This is a genomic window from Pseudacidovorax intermedius, assembly GCF_001476815.1.
In the GTDB taxonomy this organism is placed as follows: domain Bacteria; phylum Pseudomonadota; class Gammaproteobacteria; order Burkholderiales; family Burkholderiaceae_C; genus Xenophilus; species Xenophilus intermedius_A.
In genome coordinates, this window is sequence record NZ_LDSL01000130.1 from 11009 (window position 1) to 29440 (window position 18432).

At 72.0% G+C, this 18432-nt stretch carries 11 protein-coding genes; 4 read left to right on the forward strand and 7 right to left on the reverse strand.

All coding sequences use genetic code 11. The features are described from left to right. Positions 1–30: 30 nt before the first annotated feature. Entirely contained in the window at positions 31–3549 is a 3519-nt protein-coding gene (locus NS331_RS19080; RefSeq protein WP_058643540.1) for a transglutaminase family protein, read from the reverse strand. 190 nt (positions 3550–3739) lie between these two features. On the opposite strand from NS331_RS19080, the gene NS331_RS19085 reads away from it, so the two are divergent. The 3 genes from NS331_RS19085 (at position 3740) to NS331_RS19095 (ending at position 8705) form a co-directional block, all read left to right on the forward strand. Then, positions 3740–6082, forward strand: a complete 2343-nt coding sequence (locus NS331_RS19085; RefSeq protein ID WP_242873821.1) for a ComEC/Rec2 family competence protein — start codon at positions 3740–3742, stop codon at positions 6080–6082. A 75-nt stretch (positions 6083–6157) separates the two neighbouring features. Next, positions 6158–7714: a circularly permuted type 2 ATP-grasp protein gene (locus NS331_RS19090; RefSeq protein WP_058643542.1), complete on the forward strand. Its 1557-nt coding sequence runs from the start codon at positions 6158–6160 to the stop codon at positions 7712–7714. Between the two features lie 34 nt (positions 7715–7748). After that, complete coding sequence (locus NS331_RS19095) at positions 7749–8705, forward strand: alpha-E domain-containing protein (protein WP_017761237.1); 957 nt, start codon at positions 7749–7751, stop codon at positions 8703–8705. 173 nt (positions 8706–8878) lie between these two features. Here the strand turns inward: NS331_RS19095 and glpK are convergent, their stop codons facing one another. After that, entirely contained in the window at positions 8879–10447 is a 1569-nt protein-coding gene (gene glpK, locus NS331_RS19100) for a glycerol kinase GlpK (protein WP_058643543.1), read from the reverse strand. Positions 10448–10505: 58 nt separating this feature from the next. After that, positions 10506–11270 carry a DeoR/GlpR family DNA-binding transcription regulator gene (locus NS331_RS19105; RefSeq protein WP_058643544.1) on the reverse strand — a complete coding sequence of 255 codons (765 nt, stop codon included), beginning with the start codon at positions 11268–11270 and terminating at the stop codon, positions 10506–10508. Between the two features lie 73 nt (positions 11271–11343). Here NS331_RS19105 and glpD point away from each other — a divergent pair, with 73 nt between their 5' ends. Beyond that, positions 11344–12954: a glycerol-3-phosphate dehydrogenase gene (glpD, locus tag NS331_RS19110; RefSeq protein WP_058643545.1), complete on the forward strand. Its 1611-nt coding sequence runs from the start codon at positions 11344–11346 to the stop codon at positions 12952–12954. 64 nt (positions 12955–13018) lie between these two features. On the opposite strand, the gene NS331_RS19115 is transcribed toward glpD, so the two are convergent. The 4 genes from NS331_RS19115 to NS331_RS19130 all read right to left on the reverse strand — a co-directional run bounded on the left by NS331_RS19115 (position 13019) and on the right by NS331_RS19130 (position 18425). Next, complete coding sequence (locus NS331_RS19115) at positions 13019–14458, reverse strand: sensor histidine kinase (protein ID WP_193758155.1); 1440 nt, start codon at positions 14456–14458, stop codon at positions 13019–13021. A 137-nt stretch (positions 14459–14595) separates the two neighbouring features. Beyond that, on the reverse strand, positions 14596–15234 hold the full coding sequence (locus NS331_RS19120; RefSeq protein WP_058643547.1) for an HD domain-containing protein: 639 nt from the start codon (positions 15232–15234) through the stop codon (positions 14596–14598). Between the two features lie 25 nt (positions 15235–15259). After that, positions 15260–16375, reverse strand: a complete 1116-nt coding sequence (gene mltB, locus NS331_RS19125; RefSeq protein ID WP_058643548.1) for a lytic murein transglycosylase B — start codon at positions 16373–16375, stop codon at positions 15260–15262. 49 nt (positions 16376–16424) lie between these two features. Next, positions 16425–18425, reverse strand: a complete 2001-nt coding sequence (locus tag NS331_RS19130; protein ID WP_058643549.1) for a transglutaminase TgpA family protein — start codon at positions 18423–18425, stop codon at positions 16425–16427. Positions 18426–18432 lie beyond the last annotated feature (7 nt).

Genomic DNA, 18432 nt, shown 5'->3' on the forward strand with positions numbered 1-18432 from the left:
ACCGGTGGCGCCCGGGCGCGGCCAGTGGCTTCACCGCCGCAGGTCCAGCGTGAACGGGAACTCGCGGCTGCCCACCACCTCGATGTTGGCCGGCGGCGTGCGCAGCACGCCGGGCGTGTGGCCCATGCGCGAGAAGCGCGCCAGGCGCCGGCTCTCGGCCTCGTAGGCGTTGACCGGGAAGGTGGTGTAGTTGCGTCCGCCCGGGTGGGCGACGTGGTACTGGCAGCCGCCCAGCGAGCGCTTCATCCAGGTGTCGACGATGTCGAAGGTGAGCGGCGCGTGCGGATGGATGGTCGGGTGCAGCGACGACGGCGGATTCCAGGCCTTGTAGCGCACGCCCGCCACGTACTCGCCGGCCACGCCGGTGGGCTGCAGCGGCAGCACCTTGCCGTTGACGGTGACGGCATAGCGGCTCTGGTTGAGGCCGGTGACACGCACCTCGACCCGCTCCAGCGAAGAATCCACGTAGCGCACCGTGCCGCCGATGGCGCCCTGCTCGCCCATCACGTGCCAGGGCTCCAGCGCATTGCGCAGCGACAGCTCGACGCCCATGGCCTGCACCTCGCCCACGAGCGGGAAGCGGAACTCGAAATGCGGCGCGAACCATTCCGCCTCGAAGGCGAAGCCGGCCTGGCGCATCTCGGCGATCACGTCGTCGAAATCCATCTTCACGAAGGTGGGCAGCAGGAAGCGGTCGTGCAGCTCGGTGCCCCAACGGGTGGCCGGCGCCTGGTAGGGCGTGTCCCAGAAGCGGGCGATGAGCGCGCGCAGCAGCAGCTGCTGCACGATGCTCATGCGGGCATGGGGCGGCATCTCGAAGGCGCGCAGCTCCAGCAGGCCCAGGCGGCCGGTGGGACCGTCGGGCGAGTAGAGCTTGTCGATGCAGAACTCGCTGCGGTGCGTGTTGCCGGTGACGTCGATCAGGATGTTGCGCAGCGTGCGGTCCACCAGCCACGGCGGCATGCCCTGGCCGTAGAGCTCGCGGTTGCGCACGATCTCCTTGATGGCGATCTCCAGCTCGTAGAGCTGGTCGTTGCGGGCCTCGTCCACGCGCGGCGCCTGGCTGGTCGGGCCGATGAACATGCCCGAGAACAGGTACGACAGCGAGGGATGGTTGTGCCAGTACAGCACCAGGCTGGCCAGCAGCTCGGGCCGGCGCAGGAAGGGGCTGTCGGCCGGCGTGGCGCCGCCCAGCACGAAGTGGTTGCCGCCGCCGGTGCCGGTGTGGCGGCCGTCGGTCATGAACTTCTCGGCCGTCAGGCGCGTCTGGAAGGCCGCGTCGTAGAGGAACTCGGTGTGCTGGACCAGCTCGCCCCAGTTGTGCGCGGGGTGGATGTTGACCTCGATCACGCCCGGGTCGGGCGTCACCTGCAGCAGCTTGAGGCGGGCGTCGCGCGGCGGCGGGTAGCCTTCCAGCACGATCTGCATGCCCAGCTCCTCGGCTGTGGACTCGACGGCCGCGAGCAGGTCGAGGTAGTCCTCCAGGAAGGCCAGCGGCGGCATGAAGACGTAGAGCACGCCCGAGGCATTGCCGACCTTCTCGGCGGCCGGGCCGTTGGCGCGGCGCGGGTCGCGCGCTTCCACGCACAGCGCGGTGCGGGTGATCCAGTGGGCGGATTCGCCGCGCGAGGGGAAGCGCACGTTGGCGCCGTCCGCCACATGGCGGGCGCTGCCGTCGCCGGGGGCCACGTCGTCGCCGGTCGTGCCGGCCGCGCCCGGTGGCTGCAGACGCACGGTGGCCGACGCAGCGCTGGGCATGGCCTGGCCGTAGGGGACGTCACCCGTGCCCACGCCCTGGCCCCAGGCGGCCGCATAGCGGGCGCGCAGGTCGGCGGCGGCGGGCAGGGCATCCTGCGGGCCGTGGGGGTCGCGGTCGATCAGGAAGGGGTACTGGCCCTTGGCCACCCAGGGCTGCGAATCCAGCGGCAGGCGGTAGCCCATGGGCGAGTCGCCGGGCACGAGGTACAGGCGGTCGTCGCGCATGAACCAGGGGCCGGTCTTCCAGCCGGCGCCGGCCAGCTGAGGATTGCCGCTGGCGTTGGACGAGGGCTCCAGCGGCAGCACGTAGCCGATCACGGCGTCGAGCTTCTGCGTGAACACGCGGCGCAGGCGGGCGCGCTCCAGTTCGTCGTCCAGCTTGGACTCGAAGGGGTCGACGTTGACCGGCAGGCGGCGCTCGCGCCAGAGGTAGTAGTAGACGTCTTCGTAGCCCGGCTGGATGAAGCGCTCGGACAGGCCGAGCTTGCCGGCCAGGGTGCGGGTGAAGCGGTCGGCGTCGGCGCTGGTGTAGCTGGCGGGCTGGCGCTCGTCGGCGAACAGGGCCGGGTTGTGCCAGATCGGCTGGCCGTCGGCGCGCCAGAAGATCGACAGCGCCCAGCGCGGCAACTGCTCGCCCGGGTACCACTTGCCCTGGCCGAAGTGCAGGAAGCCGCCCTCGCCGTATTCGGCACGCAGGCGGTCGACCAGCTCGGTGGCGTAGCCGCGCTTGGTGGGGCCGAGCGCGTCGGTGTTCCATTCGGCGGCGTCGCGGTCGCTGTTGGCCACGTAGGTGGGCTCGCCGCCCATGGTCAGGCGCACGTCGCCGGCGGCCAGGCGGGCATCGACCGCGTCGCCCAGGGCCAGGACGTCGGCCCACTGGTCGTCGGTGTAGGGCTTGGTGACGCGCGGCGATTCGTAGATGCGGCTGACCACCATCTCGTGGTCGAACTCGACCTCGGCCTCGTCGACCAGGCCCTCGATGGGCGCGGCACTCGACGGGCTGGGCGTGCAGGCCAGCGGGATGTGGCCCTCGCCGGCCAGCAGGCCCGAGGTGGCGTCCAGGCCGATCCAGCCGGCGCCGGGCAGGTAGACCTCGCACCAGGCATGCAGGTCGGTGAAGTCGACCTCGGTGCCGCTCGGACCGTCGAGCGACTTGACGTCGGGCGTGAGCTGGATCAGGTAGCCCGACACGAAGCGCGCCGCCAGGCCCAGGTGGCGCATCAGCTGCACCAGCAGCCAGCCGGAGTCGCGGCAGGAGCCGCTGGCCTTCTCGAGCGTCTCCTCGGGCGTCTGCACGCCCGGTTCCATGCGGATCAGGTACTTGACGTCCTGCTGCACCTGCTGGTTGAGCTGGACCAGGAAGTCGATGGTGCGCTGCTCGCGGCGGTCGACCTTTTCGAGGTAGGCCGCCACCAGCGGCGTGACCGGCTCGGTCACGAGGTAGGGCGCCAGCTCCTCCGCCTGGGCCGGCGTGTACTTGAAGGGAACCGTCTCCGCGTGCGGTTCGAGGAAGAAGTCGAAGGGGTTGTAGACCGCCATCTCGACCACGAGGTCCACCGTCACGGTGAACTCGGTGGTCTTCTTGGGAAAGACCAGCCGCGCCTGGTAGTTGGCGAACGGGTCCTGCTGCCAGTTGACGAAATGCTCGGCCGGCTCGACGCGCAGCGAATACGAGATCACGTTGCTGCGGCAGTGCGGCGCGGGGCGCAGCCGCACGACCTGCGGGCCCAGCTGGACGGGCCGGTCGTACTTGTAGCGTGTGACGTGATGGAGGGCGGCGTGGATCGACATGTGGCTCGGTGGTTTGGGCTTATTCTGGTGACGGCGCGCGTTCAGCGATGACGGGCCCGGGGGCGCATGCTAGCCGAGAAGGAAGCAAGGACTGCGCCATCGGCCGCCCCTTCGGCTGCGCCATTCAGGGGGAAACAACAGCTTGAACACAGGCGAGACGAGGGCGCCGGACGCAGCATGCCCGCGCGTCGTGACGAGGGCATGGCGCGGCGCCGGCTGGGGTGGCGTGCTGGCCGCGCTGGCCGGCTCGGTGGCCGGCGTGGCGCTGCAGCTGCAGCAGGCGGCGCTGTGGCCGGCGGGCATCTACGCGGCCAGCCTGATCGCGGGCCTGCTGCTCTGGCCGTGCGCAGGACTGGCCGCGGGCCGCCACCGGATGCCGGGCCTCGTGCTGGCCATGCTGGTCGGCCTGCTGCTCGGCGCCGGCCAGACCGGCGCGCGGGCCGGTCTGCGGGCGCACGACGCGCTGGCACCGGCGCTGGAAGGCCGCGAGATCGTCGTCGAAGGCCGCATCGACCGCATGCCCCAGCACCGCGACGGCGGCCTGCGCTTCGCCTTCGACCTGGACGGCGCCGCCGGCCTGCCGGGCCGGGCGATGCTGTTCTGGCCCGAGGCCGTGCCCGCTGCCGAAGCGCCGCACGCCGGCGAGCGCTGGCGCCTGGCGGTGCGCCTGCGGGCGCCGCACGGCAACCTCAATCCCCACGGCTTCGACTACGAGCTGTGGCTGTACGAACAGGACATCCAGGCCACCGGCACCGTGCGTGCCTCGCCCGCGCCCGAGCGACTGGCCCGACCCGACTTCTGGGCGCTGCCGCTGGAACGCGCCAGCGAATGGGTGCGCGACCGCATCCTGGCCCGCACCGACGGCAGCAGCGCCGGCCGTGTCGTGGCCGCCCTGGTGACCGGCGACCAGTCCGCCATCGCCCCCGCCGACTGGGAGGTGTTCCGCGCCACCGGCGTGGCCCACCTGATGAGCATCTCGGGCCTGCACGTGACCATGTTCGCGTGGCTGGCCGCCGCCGTCGTCGGCCGGCTCTGGCGGCTGAGCCCGCGGCTGATGCTGCGCTGGCCGGCCCCCCATGCCGGCCTGGTCGGCGGGCTGCTGCTGGCGGCGCTCTATGCCGGCTTCAGCGGCTGGGGACTGCCCTCGCAGCGCACCGTGTGGATGCTGGCGGTGGCCGTGTTGCTGCGGCTGTCGGCGCGGCGCTGGCCGTGGCCGGTCGCCTGGCTGGTGGTGCTGGCGCTGGTGGTGGCGCTCGACCCGTGGGGGCTGCTGCAGGCGGGCTTCTGGCTGAGCTTCGTGGCCGTCGCGGCGCTGTTCGCCACCGACGCCGGCCCGCTCGCCGGTGCCGCGGCCAGCAAGCGCGGCGGGGCCGTGCGGCGACTGCTGCGGGAGCAGATGGTGGTCACGCTGGCGCTGGCACCGCTCGGGCTGCTGCTGTTCCAGCAGGTCTCGCTGGTGGGGCTGGCGGCCAACCTGCTGGCCATTCCGGTCGTCACGCTGGTCGTCACGCCGCTGGGCATGCTCGGCATCGTGCTGCCGCCGGCCTGGGACGCCGCGGCCTTCGTGGTGGAGGCGCTGCGCGGTGGGCTGGCCTGGGCGGCACAGATGCCCGGTGCCACCTTCAGCGCCGCCGCACCGCCGCTGTGGGCGGCAGCAGCAGGCGTGGCCGGCGGCGCGCTGATGGCCGCGCCCGGGCCGCTGGCCTGGCGGCTGATGGGCCTGCCGCTGCTGCTGCCGGTGCTGCTGTGGCGGGCCGAGCCGGTGGCGGCGGGCGAGTTCGAGGTGCTGGCCGCCGACGTGGGGCAGGGCGGCGCGGTGATCGTGCGCACCGCCGGCCATGTGCTGCTCTTCGATGCCGGCCCGCGCTACGGCGCACGCGCGGACGCCGGCACGCGCGTGCTGGTGCCGCTGCTGCGGGCACAGGGCCTGCGGCTCGACCGCCTGCTGCTCAGCCACCGCGATGCCGACCACACCGGCGGCGCCGCCGCCGTGCGCGCCGCCCATCCGGCCGTGGGCGAGGCCGGGCCGCCCTGCGCGCGCGGCCTTCGCTGGCAGTGGGACGGCGTGGACTTCGAGGTGCTGCATCCCGCGCCGGAGGACGCCCGGCCCCTCGCCCCGCACAACGCCACCTCCTGCGTGCTGCGCATCGGCAACGGCCGGGCGAGCGCGCTGCTGACCGGCGACATCGAGCAGCCGCAGGAACTGCAACTCGTTGCTGACCACGGCGAAGCGCTGCGGGCCGACCTGCTGCTGGTGGCCCACCACGGCAGCCGCAGTTCGTCCGCCGAGCCCTGGCTGCGCGCGGTGCGGCCCGCCGTGGCCGTGGCGCAGAACGGCTGGCGCAATCCCTTCGGCCATCCGGCGCCGGAGGTGCGCGCGCGCTTCCGCCGGCTCGGCATTCCGCTGCACGAGTCGGCGGTCTGCGGTGCCGCGCAGTGGCGCAGCCGTGCGCCCGCCGCCCTGGTGTGCGAGCGGCAGGCCGCGGCGCGCTACTGGCACCACCGCCCGTCGCCGCCGGCCGGTGAGGAATGAAAACTTTTGCTTGCGATGGGCCCGGAAGATGGCCTTGAACTTGCTAAGCTATGGCTCAAGGAGATTGGTCGTTCCATGCACAAGTTCGATGAAATGTATGAGCGGCTCCCCTACGAAGGGGCCGCGATCCGACAGCACTACCAGCGATACGACCAATGGCTCGCGAAGCAACCTCCCGAGGTGATGCGTTCGCGCCGTGAAGAGGCGGAAATGATCTTCCGCCGGGTCGGCATCACCTTTGCCGTGTACGGCGCCAAGGACGAGGACGGCTCGGGCACCGAGCGCCTGATTCCCTTCGACCTGCTGCCGCGCATCATCCCGGCCGACGAATGGGCGTCGATGGAGAAGGGGCTGGTGCAGCGCGTCACGGCGCTCAACCGCTTCATCCACGACATCTACCACGACCAGGAGATCGTCAAGGCCGGCATCGTCCCGGCCGAGCAGATCCAGGGCAACGCCCAGTTCCGCCCCGAGATGATGGGCGTGACGGTGCCCAACGACATCTACTCCAACATCGCCGGCATCGACATCGTCCGCGCGCCCGACAGCGCCGGCAAGGGCGAGTACTACGTGCTCGAGGACAACCTGCGCGTGCCCAGTGGCGTGAGCTACATGCTCGAGAACCGCAAGATGATGATGCGGCTCTTTCCCGAGCTGTTTGCGCAGAACCGCGTGGCGCCGGTGGCCCACTATCCCGACCTGCTGCTCGAGACGCTGCGCGCCAGTGCGCCGCCGGCCACCGCCGAGCCCACGGTGGTGGTGCTCACGCCCGGCATGTACAACAGCGCCTACTTCGAGCATGCCTTCCTGGCCCAGCAGATGGGCGTGGAACTGGTCGAGGGCCAGGACCTGTTCGTCAAGGACGACTTCGTCTACATGCGCACCACGCGCGGCCCGAAGCGGGTCGACGTCATCTACCGCCGGGTGGACGACGACTTCCTGGATCCCGAGGTCTTCCGCCCCAATTCAACGCTCGGCTGCGCCGGCCTGATGCGCGCCTACAAGGCCGGCAATGTGGTCATCTGCAATGCCGTGGGCACGGGCATCGCGGACGACAAGTCCATCTATCCCTACGTGCCGAAGATGGTGGAGTTCTACCTCGGCGAGAAGCCCATCCTCAAGAACGTGCCCACCTGGATGTGCCGCAACAAGGACGACCTGGACTACGTGCTCGCGCACATGGAAGACCTGGTCGTCAAGGAAGTGCACGGCGCCGGCGGCTACGGCATGCTGATCGGCCCGGCCTCCACCAAGGCCGAGATCGACGAGTTCCGCGAGGTGGTGCGCGCCAAGCCCGACGGCTACATCGCGCAGCCCACGCTGAGCCTGTCGTCCTCGCCCACCTTCGTGGACGCCGGCATCGCGCCGCGCCACATCGACCTGCGGCCCTTCGTGCTGTCGGCCAAGGAGGTGCAGATGGTGCCCGGCGGCCTGACGCGCGTGGCGCTCAAGGAAGGCTCGCTGGTCGTCAACTCCTCGCAGGGCGGCGGCACCAAGGACACCTGGGTGCTGGAGTCCGACCGCCGCTTCGCCGGCAAGAACGGCCAGAGCCAGTCGCAGACGCAGACCGGCCAGTCGCAGACGCAATCGCAGTCGCAGACGTCCTCGACGAACTCGGCCCCCACGGCCTGAGGCAGCACCACCCGATTCCAGAAAGACAAGACCCATGCTGTCCCGTACCGCCGACCACCTCTACTGGATGTCGCGCTACACCGAGCGGGCCGAGAACACGGCGCGCATGCTCGACGTCAACTACCAGACCTCCCTGCTGCCCCAGTCGGCCGAAGTGGCCCAGCTGGGCTGGCAGGGCGTGCTGTCCATCAGCGAACTGCGGCCCGCCTACTTCCAGAAGCACGACGCCATCACGCCCGAGGGCGTCATGGAGTTCATGGTGAAGGACGAGAGCAATCCGTCCTCCATCGTGTCCTGCCTCAAGGCTGCGCGCGAGAACGCCCGCGCCGTGCGCGGCGCGCTGACCACCGAGTCGTGGGAAACGCAGAACACCACCTGGCTGGACGTGGTGCGCATGCTGCGCCAGGGCGAGTTCGAACGCGACCCGGGCCAGTTCTTCGAATGGGTGAAGTTCCGCTCGCACCTGTCGCGCGGCGTCACGCAGGGCACCATGCTGCAGGACGAGGCCTACCACTTCCTGCGCCTGGGCACCTTCCTCGAACGTGCCGACAACACGGCCCGGCTGGTGGACGTGAAGTTCCACGCCATGAACAGCGAGTTCTTCGGCGGCGGCACCGAGGAACACCAGGAGTACGACTTCTACCACTGGAGCGCCATCCTGCGCAGCGTCTCCGCCTTCGAGGTCTACCGCAAGGTCTACCGCAACGTGATCAAGCCGGAGCGCGTGGCTGAGTTGCTGATCCTGCGCGCAGACATGCCGCGCTCGCTGCACGCCAGCCTGGTCGAGGTGGTCAACAACCTGAGCAAGGTGGCCAACGACCAGAGCGCCGAGACCCTGCGCCGCGCCGGCAAGCTGCTGGCCGAGCTGCAGTACGGCCGCGTGGACGAGATCCTCGCCACCGGGCTGCATGCGTACCTGACGCAGTTCCTGGACCGCATCAACGAATTGGGGATGCGCGTGAGCCAGGACTTTTTGGTGCCGACGAACTGAAAGTCACGCCGACGCCGACGCCGACGCCGACGCCGATGCCGATCGCAGGCCGTTGGCCCGTTCGCCCTGAGCCTGCCGAAGGGCTTGCGTCCCGGCTTCGACGGGCTCAGCCCGAACGGTCTTGGATCAACTGATTTGCGTCGCTCCCTGGCGCGCCGATTCGAGGCGTTCGCTCAATCCGCCGTCGCCTGCCGCACGGCGTGTTCCCAACGTTGCATCGCCGCTTCGGCCTGCGTTCTGCTGAGCGTGGGCAGGAAGCGGCGCTCGGCCTTCCACAGGGCCGAGAGTTCGTCGGTGCCGGCGTAGACGCCGCTCGACAGGCCCGCCAGGAAGGCGGCGCCCAGGGCCGTGGTCTCGACCACGGCAGGGCGGACCACCGGAATGCCCAGCAGGTCCGCCTGGAACTGCATCAGCAGGTCGTTGACGCAGGCGCCGCCGTCCACGCGCAGTTCGGCGACGGGGGTGCCGCCGGCGGCTTCCACGTCGAGGCTCATGGCGGCGAGCAGGGCGGCGCTCTGGTAGGCGATGCTCTCCAGCGCGGCGCGGGCGATGTGGGCCACGGTCGTGCCGCGGGTCAGGCCGGTGATGGTGCCGCGGGCCTCGGCATGCCAGTAGGGCGCGCCCAGGCCGGTGAAGGCCGGCACCATCATCACGCCGCCGGCATCGGGCACGCTCTCGGCCAGGGCCTGGACTTCGGCGCTGCCCTTGATGGCCTGCAGGCCGTCGCGCAGCCACTGCACCACGGCGCCACCGACGAAGACGCTGCCTTCCATGGCGTACTGGGCCGCGGCGCCGGCCAAGCCGTTCTGGATCTCGATGCCGCGCGATGCGTTGTCCGGGCCGGCGAAGGGCGAGGCCAGCTGCGCCGCGCTCGTCACCACCAGCCCGTTGCTCGAGGGCTGGAAGCGCTCGCCGGTGTGCATCAGCAGGAAGCAGCCGGTGCCGTAGGTGTTCTTGGCCATGCCGGCGTTGAAGCAGGCCTGGCCGAAGAGGGCGGCCTGCTGGTCGCCGGCGACGCCGCCGATGGGCAGGGCGCCGCCCAGCAGGGCCGCATCCGTCTCGCCGAACAGGCTGCTGGAGGGTTGCACCTGCGGCAGCAGCGCGGCGGGAATGTCGAGCGCGGCCAGCAACTCGTCGTCCCAGGCGTTGCGGTGCACGTCGAAGAGCATGGTCCGCGACGCATTGGTCACGTCCGTCGCATGCACCCGGCCGCCGGTCAGCTGCCAGATCAGCCAGCTGTCCACGGTGCCGAAGGCCAGGTCGCCGGCCTCGGCCTGGGCGCGCAGGCCGGGCACCTCGTCCAGCAGCCAGCGCAGCTTGGTGGCGGAGAAGTAGGCGTCGATGACCAGGCCGGTCTTGCGCTGGATCACGTCCTGCATGCCACGCGCACGCAGTTCGGCGCACAGCGGCTCGGCGCGGCGGTCCTGCCAGACGATGGCGTGGTGCACCGGCTGGCCGGTGCGGCGGTGCCACAGCACGGTGGTCTCGCGCTGGTTCGTGATGCCGATGGCGCGCACGTCGGTGGCCTGCAGGCCGGCCTTGGCCAGGGCGTCGCGCGCGGTGGCGAGCTGGCCGCGCCAGATCTCCATCGGGTCGTGCTCCACCCAGCCGGGCTGCGGATAGATCTGCGGCAGCTCGCGCTGGGCCATGGCGACGATGCGCCCGCCCCGGTCGAACACGATGCTGCGCGAGCTGGAGGTGCCCTGGTCGAGGGCGAGCAGGTAGTCGGTGCGGGATGCCATCGGTGTCTCCGTCGTGATGAGTGGCGCGAAGCCGTCGTGGGATTGTGTCGCCGTGCCGTCAGGCGATGTCGCAGCGCACCTGCGCCTGCGCCAGCAGGGCGGGGAAGGGCGCCGGCGGCTCGGCGTTGGTGAACAGCCGGTCGATGGCCGCGAGCGGCGCCACCTGCACCATGGCCGGCCGGTTGAACTTGCTGGCATCGGCCGCCAGCCACACCTCGCGGCCCTGGCCGATGATGGCCTGCGCCACCTTCACCTCGCGCAGGTCGTAGTCGCGCACGGTGCCGTCCTGCTCGATGCCCGAGCAGCCGATGAGGGCAATGTCGACCTTGAACTGGCGGATGAAATCCATGGTGGCCTCGCCGACGACGGCGCGGTCGCGGGCGCGCACGGTGCCGCCGGCCACGGTGACCTCGCAGGCCGCGTTGCTGGCCAGGATGTGGGCCACGTGCAGGTCGTTGGTGATCACGCGCAGGCCGCGATGCCGCAGCAGGGCATGGGCGATGGCCTGGGTCGTGGTGCCGATGTTGAGGATCAGCGAGCAGTCGTGCGGCACCTGCGCCGCCACGGCGCGCGCGATGCGGGCCTTGGCCTCGGCATGGAGCATCTGCCGCTGCGGATGCGCGATGTTCTCGATGGTGGACACGGGCACCCGCACGCCGCCGTGGAAGCGCGCCAGCAGGCCGGCGTCCGCCAGGCGCTGCACGTCGCGGCGCACCGTCTGCAGCGTCACGCCCAATTCGTCCGCCAGCTGCTCCACGGTCACGCTGCCGCGGGCGCGGACGGTGTCCAGCAAGGTCACCTGGCGAGGATTGGAGTGGTTCACGCGCGTCGATCCGAAAACAAGCGAAATGATAAGGGCAAGAATATGCGGCAAAATCGCGCAAAAAGGAATCGAAATGAACGAATCCGAACATGCTCAAGGCGCGAGCTTCGACCTCGACGCCATCGAATGCGACGTGCTGGTGGTCGGCGGCGGCATCAACGGCTGCGGCATCGCGCGCGACCTGGCCGGACGCGGCTACAGCGTGGTGCTGTGCGAGCAGGACGACCTGGCGGCGCACACCTCCTCGGCCTCCACCAAGCTGATCCACGGCGGGCTGCGCTACCTGGAGTACCGCGAGTTCTCGCTGGTGCGCAAGGCGCTGGCCGAGCGCGAGGTGCTGCTCAAGAGCGCGCCGCACATCATGTGGCCGCTGCGCTTCGTCATGCCGCACGACCCGGCCATGCGGCCGGCCTGGATGATCCGGCTGGGCCTCTTCCTCTACGACCACCTGGCCAGGCGCGAGGTGCTGCCGGGTTCCCATGGCGTGGACCTGCGCCAGCATCCGGCCGGCGTGCCGCTCAAGCCGCAGTACCGGCGCGGTTTCGTCTACTCGGATGGCTGGGTGGACGATGCGCGCCTCGTGGTGCTGAACGCGCTCGACGCGCGCGAGCGCGGCGCCCGCATCTTCACCGGCGCGCGCTGCGTGCAGGCGCGCCGCGGCGCCGACGGCTGGAACTGCACGCTGGAGACGGCCGGCCATGCGTCGCGCGCCGTGCGGGCGCGGGCGCTGGTCAATGCCGCCGGCCCCTGGGCCGAGTCCTTCCTGCGCGGCGCCGCCCGCCCCGCGCACGGCGAGTCGCTGGCCACGCGCAGCCTGCGCCTGGTGCAGGGCAGCCACATCGTCGTGCCGCGGCTGTTCGCGCACGACCATGCCTACATCTTCCAGAACCCCGACCAGCGCATCATCTTCGCCATCCCCTACCAGCAGGACTTCACGCTGATCGGCACCACCGACCTGGAACTGGACGGCGGCGACCCCCGCGCCGGTCGCATCACGCCGGGCGAGATCGACTACCTGTGCGAGCAGGCGAGCCGCTACTTCGAGCGGCCGGTGACGCCGGCCGACGTGGTGTGGACGTATTCCGGCGTGCGCCCGCTGCTCGACGACGCCTCGGGCAATGCCTCGGCCGTCACCCGCGACTATTTTCTGGAGCGCCACACCGACGCCGCGCCGCTGCTGTCGGTGTGGGGCGGCAAGATCACCACCTTCCGCAAGCTGGCCGAGGACGCGGCCGACGCCATCGGCCAGATGCTGCGCGACCCGCGCCCGGCCTGGACCGAGGGCGCGGCCCTCGCCGGTGGCGACCTGCGCACCTGGCTGGACGAGGCCGGCCGGCGCGCCTTGCCCGCGGACCAGTTCGAGCGCTTCGTCGTGGAACTGCAGCGGCGCCATCCCTGGCTGGATGCGACGCTGGCCCGCCGCTGGGCGCGCGCCTACGGCACGCGCGTGGCACTGCTGCTGGGCGATGCGGCCGGGCCGCAGGACCTGGGTGCGGAGGTCGCACCGGGCGTGTTCGAGCGCGAACTGCGCTACCTGTGCGACGAGGAATGGGCCCGCACCGGCGAGGACGTGCTGTGGCGCCGCTCAAAGCTGGGCCTGCGGCTGTCGGAGGCGCAGCGGGCGCAGGTGGCGGCCTGGATGCAGGCCCATGCGCCGGCACCGAGCCTGAGCGACGCGGCCTGATCGCGGCCCCATCGTTGCCGGAGCTGCGCGCGGGCGCCAGCGCGCCGGCGATGGCAGCCTGTGTTCAGGAGGCGGCCGATCCGGCGTCGTGCCCCGCCGCCGGGCGCGTGCGCGCCGCCGCACTTCTTCGCCGCGGGCGCCGGTCGGGCCAGCGGATCAGCACCTCCGTGCCCACGTCCACCAGGCTGTTCACCCGCAGTTCGCCGCCGCCCTCGTTGGCGAATTGCTGCGCAATGGCCAGGCCCAGCCCCGTGCTGTGCGCCCGGCCCTTGCCGTTGCTGTAGCCGCGCTCGGTGCAGCGGGCGACCTCGTCGGGCGTCATGCCCACGCCTTCGTCGCGCACCGACATCCAGACCCAGCCGGGCTGCGCGTCGCGGCCGCTGGCCAGCGTGACGGTGCCGCCCTGCCGGCTGAACTTCATGGCGTTGTTGAGCAGGTTGCCCGCCACGCGCAGCAGCTCGCCCCGGCCCACCGCCACCTGGCCGCCGCTGGCCAGCACGGTGTGCAGCCGCAGGCCGTCGCGCGCGGCGATGGGCTCGACCATGCGGGCCACGTCCACCAGCACGGCATCCAGGTCCAGCACCGAGGTGTCGCTGGTCCCGGCGCCTGGCCAGGCACCGTCGCCGGCCGGCGTGCCCATGCCGGCCGGCAGGAGGCTGCCCCCGGCATCGGGTGCATTCGCCGTGGCGCGACCCAGCTGGCGGCCGTTGAGTCCGCTGACCAGTTCGCGCAGCATCTCGGTGGCATGGCCCAGGCCGGCCAGCGCCTCGGCCTCGCCGGGATGGCGCTTGCGCAGCATCGCCAGGCTCAGCTGCAGCGACAGCATGGGCGTGGCGAGGTCGTGCAGCACGTTGGCCACCAGCGTCTCGCGCTGCAGCACCAGCTCGGCCTGGCGCTCGGCGTCGGCGCGGGCGGCCTGCAGCGCGGCGCGCAGCGCCAGTTCGCGCTCGATGGACTGGGCCATGGCCTCGAGCAGGTCGATTTCCTTGTCGCCCCAGCGGCGCGGCTGCATGTCGATGGCGCACAGGCTGCCCACCACGTGGCCGCCATGGCGCACCGGTACGCCCAGGTAGGCGGTCACGCCCAGGCTCTGCACCGTGGGCACGTCGCGCCAGGGCGAGGCCGCGCGCGTGTCCTCGATGGCCAGTGTGCGGCCCAGCGCATGGGTGTAGTGGCAGAAGGTACGGCCGGCGATGACGCGCGTGTCGGCCAGCGGCGGGCCGGCCCCTTCGATGGCCTTGTAGTGGTCCGCCTCCGGGCCGACGGCGCCGAAGAAGGACACCGGGGCGCCGGTGAGCCGCCGCACGAGCGCGACGGCATGGCGCACGGCCTCGTCCACGTCGCGGTCGAGCAGGCCGAGGGCAGCCGTGAGGGCCAGGCGTGCCGGCGTGCGGACGACGCCGTCGAGGGCGTCTTCCGACGGGCACAGCCCCGCGGCCACGTCGCCGCTGATGCGCTCGGGCGGCCGTTCGGGCATGAGGGAAGACGGGGCTGGCGTGCTCATCGGCGGGGTTCCTGGTGAGAAATGGCTCACTTCCATGTAGGAGGATGCCGTGGGCCGCGTACGCGCGCAGGCCGTTGAGAACCAAAGTTCGAGTGGGACAACAGGCCGTCGCGCACATCGCGGCGGGCCGGTGGCGCTCAGCGGAGGGCGCCGGCCAGGTTGATGCGGGCCTGCGCCTCGCGTCGCGCCCGCAGGGCTGCGGTGCGGTAGAGCGGCGTGCGGGCCAGGAAGCCGGCCATCAGCTGGCGGCGGCGGGGCTCGAACACCGCGGCGGGCACGTGGGCATATTCGGCGCGGATCTGCCGCTCGTACTCGGCATAGCGCCCGGCCGGCGCGCCCAGGATGGCGAGGTCAATGTCCAGCAGCAGTCGGGTGTCGGCGTCCATCGGCGGCGCGGCTTCCGGCCGGCCGTGGCAGGTGACCATGACGAGGGCATGTACCCGTCCAGCCTCCGCCGCGGCCACGCCGGCCGCCTGCAGCGCATCGCGGGCCCAGTCGGCACTGCGGGCTTCGTTGTCGGCGGCCTGCACGTCGTACACCGCGTCGTGGAACCAGAGCGCGAGCGCCACCTCATGCGGGTGGGCGGCCTGGCCGCAGTGCTCGGCCAGCAGCGTCAGGCATTCGTTCAGGTGCTGCAGCGTGTGGTAGTGGCGATGGGGCTCTGCGTAGGCGGCGCACAGCCGGGGCAGCAACGCAGCCGGCGGCTGGGCGCCGAGGCCGGCCCAGGCCTGGTGCCAGCCGTCGGCATGGCGGGCGAGGAAGGTGTCGGCGGTCATGGGGGCCAGGGCCTGGAAGCGCGCCTCAGGGCGCCATGGCGGCGCGCACCGCCGCGCCCAGTTCGAGCACGGCCATGGCGTAGTAGCTGCTCCAGTTGTAGCGGGTGATGACGTAGAAATTCTGCGTGCCCGCCACATAGCTGGGCGGTGCGCCGGGGCCGTTCTGCAGCTCGATCAGCGCCAGCAGACCGCGGTGGCGCAGCCCGTCGGCGTCGAGCTGCGCGCCGCCGGCGACGAAGGCGTCGGTGCTGAAGCTGGGCACGATGTCCGGCGCCAGCAGCACGGGCAGCTGGGCGCGGGCCGCGTCGATGCGCACGCCGTAGGTGGCCGGCAGGCCCGGCTGCCAGCCGAAGGCCTTGAAGTAGTTGGCGACGGAGCCGATCACGTCCTCGGGGTCGTTCACGAGGTCGATGCGGCCGTCGCCGTCGTAATCCACCGCGTACTTGGCGATGCTGCTGGGCATGAACTGCGGCATGCCCATGGCGCCGGCGTAGCTGCCCAGGGGCGCCGTGGGGTCGGCATGGGTGCGGCCTTCCTGGGTGAGGAAGTTCTCCAGCTCGCCGCGGAAGAAGGCCTCGCGCTGCGCCGCGCGCGGATGGGCCTGCGGAAAGTCGAAGGCCAGGGTGGCCAGCGCGTCCAGCACGCGGAAGCCGCCCATCTGGCGGCCGTAGATGGTCTCGACGCCGATGATGCCCACGATGATGTCCGCCGGCACGCCGAAGTCGCGCTCGGCGCGTGCCAGGGTGGCGGCGTTGTCGCGCCAGAAGCGCACGCCGGCGCCGATGCGGATGGGTTCGACGAAGCGGCTGCGGTAGGCGGCCCAATTCTTGGCGCCGCTGCCGGGCGGACCCGGCAGCATCAGCCGCGGCACGTTGGGCAGCATGCGGGCCTGGCCGAGCGTGGCGCGGACCCAGGCCGGGTCCAGGTTCTGGCGTGCGGCGATCTCGTCGGCGAAGGCCATGGCCTCGGCGCGGCCGGCGTAGCTGTCGCCCGTGGCGGCGGTGCGCTTGGTGGCGGCCTGCTTGCCGCCCTGCTTGGCGGTGCGTGGGGCTTCGCCGCGCTTGGAGGTGGCGCCGGCGTCGAAGGCCGGCAGGGCCAGCGACGCGCACAGCGCGAGCGGCAGGAACGGGAAGGGGCGCATCGGGGCGATTGTGCCGAAGGGTGAAGACGGGGCCAGGCGGCGCGCGGCCTCACACCGGCCAGCGCAGGCGCCGGAAGTCGCGCCGCAGCGCGGCCAGGCCTTCGGCGGGATCGCGTGCGTAGCGCTGGGCCTCCAGCCGCAGCAACCAGTCGTGCGTCGGCGCGGCGGCGTCGCCGAAACGCGCCGCCAGCAGTTCCGCCATGCGCCGCGGCGCGCTGTCGGGCGGCACGGCCACGCCGGCGCTTGCGAGCCGGGCGCGTGCCCGGGCCAGCAGCCGCAGCCAGGGATCGGTGCGGCGGCGTTCGCGCCACGCCCAGGCGGCGCCGCCCAGGCTGGCCGCCACCAGCGCGAAGAGCAGCACCCGCGCCAGATCGGCGGGGCTGGGGCTGTCCATGCCCAGGGCCTTGAGCAGGTCCAACTGGCGGCTCTGGGTGTAGTTGAGCACCCGCTGGTTCCAGGCGTTGTTGACCGCCTCCCACAGCGCGCGGGCATGCTGCATGAGCGTGGGGCTCATGGCGCCGATGGCGCCGGCGAAGAAGCCGGGCGGCGGCGAAAGGCGGCGGAACTGGCCCACCCGCTCGGGCGAGACGGCGGCCGTCGGGTCCACGCGCCACCAGCCCTTGCCTTCCTCCCACACCTCGGCCCAGGCATGGGCGTCGCTGTTGCGCAGCGTCCAGTAGCCGTCCACCGGGTTGATCTCGCCGCCCTGGAAGCCGGTGACGATGCGCGCCGGCACGCCTGCCGCCCGCATCAGGATGACGAAGGACGAGGCGATGTGTTCGCAGAAGCCGGCCTTGCGGTCGAACCAGAACTCGTCGGCGGTCTGCGCGCCGTAGACGCCCGGCTCCAGCGTGTAGACGTAGCCGCCGGTGCGCAGCCGCTGCAGGGCGGCGTCGACCAGCGCCGGCGTGCTGCCGCCGGTCTGCGCCTGCAGCTGGCGGGCGAGTTCGACGGTGCGCGGATTGCTGCCCGGCGGCAGTTCGAGGCCGACCCCCAGCAGGCCGCTGCGGCGCACCGGGCCGCTGTCGAAGTCCAGGTAGCTCTGGCCGCGGTAGCGCAGCAGGTCGCCGATGGGGCGGTTGACGCTCCATTGCAGGTCGCCGCCCTGCAGGGCGCGCAGGCCATCGGGCAGGGCGGGGGCCGTGCGCATGGCGTCCAGCGCCAGCAGCCACGGGCGGTTGCTGGGTTCCAGCGTCAGCTCGTAGCCGACCGGTTCGCCGCGCGGGCGCAGTTGTGGCAGGCCGCGCTCCCAGGGTTGGGGCTGCGTCCATTCGGCGCCATCGAAGCGCGACAGCACCGGGCCGCGGAAATAGAGGGTGTTGCGTGGCGGCGCCTCGCCCCCGTCGAATCGCACCCGGGCGGCGATGCCGTCGTCCAGCGCCAGCTGCGCGACGCTGCCCACCCGCATGCTGGACGACAGGCCGCTGCGGCCGGTCATGCCGTCGTTGGGCGTGCCCCACAGCGGCGACAGGCGCGGGAAGAAGAGGAACAGCGCCAGCATGACTGGCGCGCCCGCCAGCGTCATGAAGGCGGCGATGCGCGCGGCCTGCGCCAGCGGCGGCCGGCCGACCGGCATGTGGGCGTTGACCAGGGCGGTGAGCAGGCCCAGCAGCGCCACCAGCATCAGCACCGCCGTCAGCAGCGACTGCGACTGGAAGAAGCTGGTGAGCATGACGAAGAAGCTGAGGAAGAATACGACGAAGGCATCGCGCCGGGCCCGCAGCTCCAGCGTCTTGAGCGCCAGCAGCACCACCACCAGCGTGACGCCGGCCTCGCGGCCGATCAGCGTGCGGTGGCTGAGCCAGGTGGCGGCGATGGCCAGCGCCAGCATGCCGATGCGCCACCCCCGGCCCGGCAGCGGCGCCGAACGCCCGGCCAGCCGCCCGCGCCAGAGCAGCACGACGGCGGCCAGCGCGCCCGTCCACAGGGGCAGGGTGGGCAGCTGCGGCAGCAGCACGACGGCGATGACGGCGAGCAGGAAGAGCGTGTCGCGCGCATCGCGCGGCAGGCTGGCGGCGCGGGTGCGCAGGCGCGAGGGCAGGGCGGTCATGGCGGCG

Coding starts and splice junctions, on each gene's coding strand:
- NS331_RS19120 (WP_058643547.1), bottom strand. CDS start 15,234: ATGACCGCCGACACCTTCCTCGCCCGCCATGCCGACGGCTGGCACCAG.
- NS331_RS19080 (WP_058643540.1), bottom strand. CDS start 3,549: ATGTCGATCCACGCCGCCCTCCATCACGTCACACGCTACAAGTACGAC.
- NS331_RS19115 (WP_193758155.1), bottom strand. CDS start 14,458: ATGAGCACGCCAGCCCCGTCTTCCCTCATGCCCGAACGGCCGCCCGAG.
- NS331_RS19095 (WP_017761237.1), top strand. CDS start 7,749: ATGCTGTCCCGTACCGCCGACCACCTCTACTGGATGTCGCGCTACACC.
- glpD (WP_058643545.1), top strand. CDS start 11,344: ATGAACGAATCCGAACATGCTCAAGGCGCGAGCTTCGACCTCGACGCC.
- mltB (WP_058643548.1), bottom strand. CDS start 16,375: ATGCGCCCCTTCCCGTTCCTGCCGCTCGCGCTGTGCGCGTCGCTGGCC.
- NS331_RS19090 (WP_058643542.1), top strand. CDS start 6,158: ATGCACAAGTTCGATGAAATGTATGAGCGGCTCCCCTACGAAGGGGCC.
- NS331_RS19130 (WP_058643549.1), bottom strand. CDS start 18,425: ATGACCGCCCTGCCCTCGCGCCTGCGCACCCGCGCCGCCAGCCTGCCG.
- glpK (WP_058643543.1), bottom strand. CDS start 10,447: ATGGCATCCCGCACCGACTACCTGCTCGCCCTCGACCAGGGCACCTCC.